Source organism: Bradyrhizobium yuanmingense, assembly GCF_900094575.1.
GTDB lineage: Bacteria > Pseudomonadota > Alphaproteobacteria > Rhizobiales > Xanthobacteraceae > Bradyrhizobium > Bradyrhizobium yuanmingense.
On record NZ_FMAE01000071.1, the window covers coordinates 1 to 4,811 of the forward strand.

Annotated in this window: 9 protein-coding genes; 3 read left to right on the forward strand and 6 right to left on the reverse strand. The window is 58.8% G+C overall.

Features of this window, described 5'->3' with window-relative positions; genetic code table 11:
* Window positions 1-365, reverse strand: a 365-nt coding sequence (locus GA0061099_RS38820; protein ID WP_208604931.1) for a fatty acid desaturase, incomplete at its 3' end; no start/stop codon positions are given.
* Window positions 366-398: 33 nt separating this feature from the next.
* Window positions 399-650 carry a DUF6894 family protein gene (locus GA0061099_RS38825; protein WP_036003776.1) on the reverse strand — a complete coding sequence of 84 codons (252 nt, stop codon included), beginning with the start codon at window positions 648-650 and terminating at the stop codon, window positions 399-401.
* A gap of 184 nt (window positions 651-834) precedes the next feature.
* Here GA0061099_RS38825 and GA0061099_RS38830 point away from each other — a divergent pair, with 184 nt between their 5' ends.
* The 3 genes from GA0061099_RS38830 (at window position 835) to GA0061099_RS41795 (ending at window position 2,615) form a co-directional block, all read left to right on the forward strand.
* Window positions 835-1,602: a Crp/Fnr family transcriptional regulator gene (locus tag GA0061099_RS38830; protein ID WP_338060720.1), complete on the forward strand. Its 768-nt coding sequence runs from the start codon at window positions 835-837 to the stop codon at window positions 1,600-1,602.
* Window positions 1,603-2,046: 444 nt separating this feature from the next.
* A complete protein-coding gene (locus GA0061099_RS38835) occupies window positions 2,047-2,385 on the forward strand; it encodes a hypothetical protein (RefSeq protein ID WP_074448678.1) in 339 nt (112 codons plus the stop codon).
* An 86-nt stretch (window positions 2,386-2,471) separates the two neighbouring features.
* Window positions 2,472-2,615, forward strand: a complete 144-nt coding sequence (locus GA0061099_RS41795) for a hypothetical protein (RefSeq protein WP_157785226.1) — start codon at window positions 2,472-2,474, stop codon at window positions 2,613-2,615.
* A gap of 55 nt (window positions 2,616-2,670) precedes the next feature.
* Here the strand turns inward: GA0061099_RS41795 and GA0061099_RS38845 are convergent, their stop codons facing one another.
* The 4 genes from GA0061099_RS38845 to GA0061099_RS38865 form a co-directional block, all read right to left on the reverse strand.
* Window positions 2,671-2,880 (reverse strand): hypothetical protein, encoded by a 210-nt coding sequence (locus GA0061099_RS38845; protein ID WP_018642493.1) that lies wholly within the window; start codon window positions 2,878-2,880, stop codon window positions 2,671-2,673.
* 34 nt (window positions 2,881-2,914) lie between these two features.
* Complete coding sequence (locus tag GA0061099_RS38850; protein WP_074448679.1) at window positions 2,915-3,112, reverse strand: hypothetical protein; 198 nt, start codon at window positions 3,110-3,112, stop codon at window positions 2,915-2,917.
* A gap of 278 nt (window positions 3,113-3,390) precedes the next feature.
* Complete coding sequence (locus GA0061099_RS38860) at window positions 3,391-3,729, reverse strand: response regulator (protein ID WP_276326014.1); 339 nt, start codon at window positions 3,727-3,729, stop codon at window positions 3,391-3,393.
* Window positions 3,730-4,047: 318 nt separating this feature from the next.
* Window positions 4,048-4,811 (reverse strand): sensor histidine kinase (locus GA0061099_RS38865; protein WP_074448680.1); only part of this gene is annotated, 764 nt, incomplete at its 5' end.

Genomic DNA, 4,811 nt, shown 5'->3' on the forward strand with positions numbered 1-4,811 from the left:
TGGCTGTAAACGAAGCCCTTTTGGCTTGGCGAATGCACGTCTTTCTCCGTATCGGAGTAAAGATGGTGATGTCGATGTTTCGCAGCCCACCAAAGTACGCTTTTTTGGGAACTGCTTTGGGCGAGGAACGCAAGAGCGAACTGGAACGTTCGGCTCGTTGAGTAGGCTCGATGCGAGAAGTACCGGTGATACCCAGCAGTGATCGCGAACATGCGTAACCAATATAAGACGATGCACATCGCAACCGCTGGCCACGAGACGCCCGACCATGTCGCCAGGAGGCAACCGGCGTGGATCAGCAGAAACGGAAGGACCTGCGGGTATATGATGTCGTGTTCCTGATCCGCATGAATATGGGTAGACACTCTGACGACCTCAGCGGTTTGGCATGGGGCCCGTCAAGCAGACACATCATCCGCCGCGGACAGGGCCAACGTAAAATAAGTGCGGCCCGTCTCGGGCGAGGGATAGCCATTGACGAGAAGCTTCCAGGATTTGATTTCCCATATGTCGCCCGGCTTCGACTCTCGAAGGACTTCACCCGCCAGCTTTACGGCCTCTTCCTTTGCAGCATTTAGGTCGGCAAGCTCGGTGCCGTGGTGATCGAGACCAGCCTTGCCGTCCATAATGTGAAAATGATAGCGCGGCATGGGACGCTCCTTCATTTTGGCGGGGAGCGCGTGGCATCTCTCAGTCTCCGGATCGCCTGATGGTCACGGGAGATAGGCGACAATACTCGCCATCCCACTCCGTTCCTAGAAGAACCGCTGCTCACGGAACCCGGCTTAAATCGTCAAAAAGGAACAGACTCCGGGACAGCAACGATGCTAATTTGTGGAACTGAATTCGAAGGCTCTTTCAAGTGTCTGCGGCCAATGTAAGGAATACTCACCCGCTGATCCGCAAGCTGGAAACTGTCTTCCGCTTTCTGACGAAGAGCGGAAGGCGATACTGGCGCTCCCGATCGATCAGAGGGTGATCGAGGCCCATCAGGACATCGTACGCGAGGGGGATCGCCCGAGCCGATCTTTCGTCATTGCCGATGGCGTGGCTTGCGCCTTCAAAATGACAGGCGAGGGCAAGCGCCAGATCCTCGCATTCCACATCACGGGCGACATGCCGGACCTTCAGAGCCTGCACCTGCAGACGCTGGACATCAGCATCGGAACGATCACGGCTTGCAAGGTCGGCTTCATTCAGCACGAGGATCTGCAGCGCCTGTGCGAACGCCAAGCCCGCGTCGCGGCGGCCCTCTGGCGTGAAACACTTATCTATGCGGCGATGTTCCGCGAATGGATCACCAATATCGGACGACGGCAGGCGCTAGGCCGGGCAGCGCATTTTATGTGCGAATATATCGTCCGTGCGCGAGCCATGGGCCTTGTGGAAGATTACTCATGCGAACTGCCGATCACGCAGGAAGAGCTTTCCGATGCCATGGGCCTTTCGATTGTTCACGTCAACCGCGTGCTCCAGGAGCTGCGCAAGCTGGGTTTGATCAACCTCGAAAGCCGGCACTTGACGGTGCTTGATTGGACCCGGCTCCAGGAAGTCGGAGACTTCGACGCGGGATACCTCCACCTGCCGAAGACGGCCACGTAGCGTTACGCCCCTTCGTCAAACGGCGGCGCGGACGGATGAACAGAGGGCCGCCCATGAACCTCTTCGACCATCTGCCATCCCAGAGACAGCTCTAGGGCAGGTTGGAATTCTGCACTCATTGAAGAATGCGGCAGCCGGAGAGTCATCGTTCGTCTCATCTGCGCCACCGATTAGCTGACAGCCGGACGCCCGAGGGAACAAAGGGGTGAGGAGGCGGCTTGAGTTGGGCGGCAGAACCAGGAGACTGGGAGCCGCGAAGAAAAGCCGTTCGGTGTAACGCCCGAGCGGCTTTTGTTTGGCGCATCTCTTGTGAAGTCGCTTGGCTGCCGCAATCGAGAAATCCGATCCCAACCACGACCAGGGAACACTTCGCCCCCAGTCGGTTTAGTTCCGAGCAGCATTTTGCGATGCGGTTCTTTAACACTCACGCGAATCGGATTTGGCATGGCCTCCGTCACAGTAGGGCTGAACAGATACTTCACATTGATCGAGCGTTCAGTGCCCACGAAAGTCGGGACTTTCATTCGCTGGCTGCGGGAGCCATCCAAACTCTGGATCCGGATCATCGTTGCGGGGGGACTCATTCTCGGGGGCATCTTCAGCTTCTTGCCCCTCTTCGGCCTCTGGATGCTCCCCCTTGGACTTCTTCTCATCGCGCAGGACATGCCGATCCTGCAAAAACCTCTCCTCGCCGTGTTGCGTTGGATCGAGATGAAATGGAAGCGGCTCAGGCGACGTTTCAGAACGAGGCGGCGGCCAATTGTGGCGAAGCAACCGGAATGACGCGACCGCTCCGCCCGCGGCGGCGGGGCATTCTCCGTATTTGGAACGTTGTGGTTAAGCCGGGCTTGGTCCGGCAGGAGGTCACCATGACCAAGACATCAGACCACGGCATCATGCGCGTACGCGGAGAAGATCAGCCGGCAGACAAGGAGCGGGCGCAACTGGCTCAAAAGATTGAGCTCGGCCACACACCGCCCGTGATCAAGGAAGAGGCGAACGACCGGGACTGAACGCAATGATCGTGAGCCGGCGCGCGGGGCCTGCCAGCAGGATCCGCGCGCAACATCATGCTGCTTTCTGATGCTGCTCGAACGCAGCGATGGCCCGATTCGAAAGCATCAGGGTGCGGCTCTCTCCCTTGAGAATTTGCGTTTTGATACTTTGAAGTAGGATCTCAGCCGCCTGCTGAGGATCGGCGATCCCACCTGAGCGGTCCAGGAAGTCCCAGGCTATCTGAAGCGAGTTTTCAATGAGAACTGGAAGTGGCTCGGTCATGCGGGAGGAACGCCCCGGACGACCTCCCGTTCCCTCATTCGGGAGCCGGTAATCCGGGTGTGGACAGCCATTCGCTGATTTGAGCCCCGGTCTCTGCCTGCCGAGCTTTGCGGATGGTTTGTTCCCGCTCAATACCTGGCGGAAGCGATTTCGCCTTTTGACGAAGGGCTCGCCCATGCTCGGCAAGGCGTTCTTCAAAGGAGGTGGTTTGCTTGATTCGGCGTCGCTGCATAGCGTGCTCCTTTTCCCAGGGAAGGCGGGAGCGCGACAGCGTTCTCATCACCGACAGATGCCGAGGGCCGCGCGGTGATGGATCAAGCGTAGCAATTTAAGGTACGACGCGCTGGTCAATATTGATCAGGTGGTAGAAGCTGGTGAGGCTGGCGCTCGGCGCCCGCAGGATCAACGCCCCACAGGAAATGCGAAGCGCGCGAGCACAGATGGGCATCGGAGCGACGCCGGCGCCAAAGGCGTTCAGCAACCCGCTGTGCGGACAAACGCTCTTCACGATCAGGCAGCAAGCTCTCGGAGCGTCGAGATGATCGCCTCTGACGGGTACGGCTTGTGGAAGAATCTTGCCCCATCGGGTAGCTCAGAGCCTTTGACCAGATGGGCGGAGACCACAAGGAGCTGGATCGGTGGCCATCTTTCGCGAACGGCCTCCACGAGCCCAAGCCCGTCCATCGAGCCAGGCATCCTGACATCCGTGAAGACCACGCAAACATCCTGTCGGGTTTCAAGAATCCTGATGGCCTCATCGGCATTGCCGGCAAGGAGCGGATGCAGCCCCGCATCCTGGACGATGTCGTTCGCCATCAAGAGGAGCATCGGTTCGTCCTCGACGATCAAGACGCAACTGCCGCGAGGAGAGCTTTGCTCTGGCATATCAGCCCTTTCTAATGCAGGAGACGCCACCCGGTCGGGACATCCGCAGTCACGGCTTTAAGCGATGGCAGCAGCCGACGTTCCGAATGGCCGATTGTTTCTGAGCAATCTTTGCATCGACAATGCGGCTGACGGTTTCCGAGGGTTCACCATGAGGCGCCGCCACTTCCGCCGAATGAGCGTGGAAGTCGCCCCGTCGGCAATGTGCGTCTGGCGACCCTGCCTGCCCATCGCCGCAGGGTGAGCGCGTCGACGCCGCCCCTTCCACTCAGAGCATGACCGTCACCTGCGAGGCAGTCGGATCGAAAAGCACGTGCCTGTTTCTTCGTTGGATGCCACAGAGATCTCGCCGCCATGGGCTTCGACGATCAATTTTGCGATGTAGAGGCCGAGGCCGAGGTGGGTACTGTGCTCCGGCGGACTTCCGTCATCGTGGCCTCGCGTCCAGGATTGGAAGATTGATTTTTGCGCTTCAAGCGGGATTGAGGAGCCGAGATTGTGCACGTTGATGGTCACAGCATCGGGATCGTTACCTGCGACGGTCACTGTGATGGGCGTCGCTACGTCGCCATAATGGACCGCGTTGCCCATCAGATTGGACAGCACCTGTCCCAGGCGGGCGCGGTCGCAGGAAACCAACGGATCGCCCTTCGTCGCGACCTGAAGTTTTCGATCTGCGTTGACGGCGCGAAACTCATCTGCGATTTCCTGGCACAGAGCCGCAACGTCGTTCTCGGTCTTTGTAACGGGGATTTGAGTGCCGAAGGACGAGCGTGTGAGATCGAGCAGATCGTTCAGAATTCGCGTCGCCCGCCCTGCGGCCAGCTTGATCTCCGAAACAACCCTGGCCTGCTTCGCGTCGGTTGTCCCCGATCGCTCCATCCACTGAGCGCCCATTGAAACGGCGCCGAGAGGATTGCGCAGGTCGTGGCCGAGGACGCCCAGAAACAGGTTGCGCGAGTCATTTATCGTCTTGGTATAGTGGGCCACCGACTCCGTCACGGCCTGATCGATCGCTTCATTGAACCGCGTCAAGTCCTCAATAT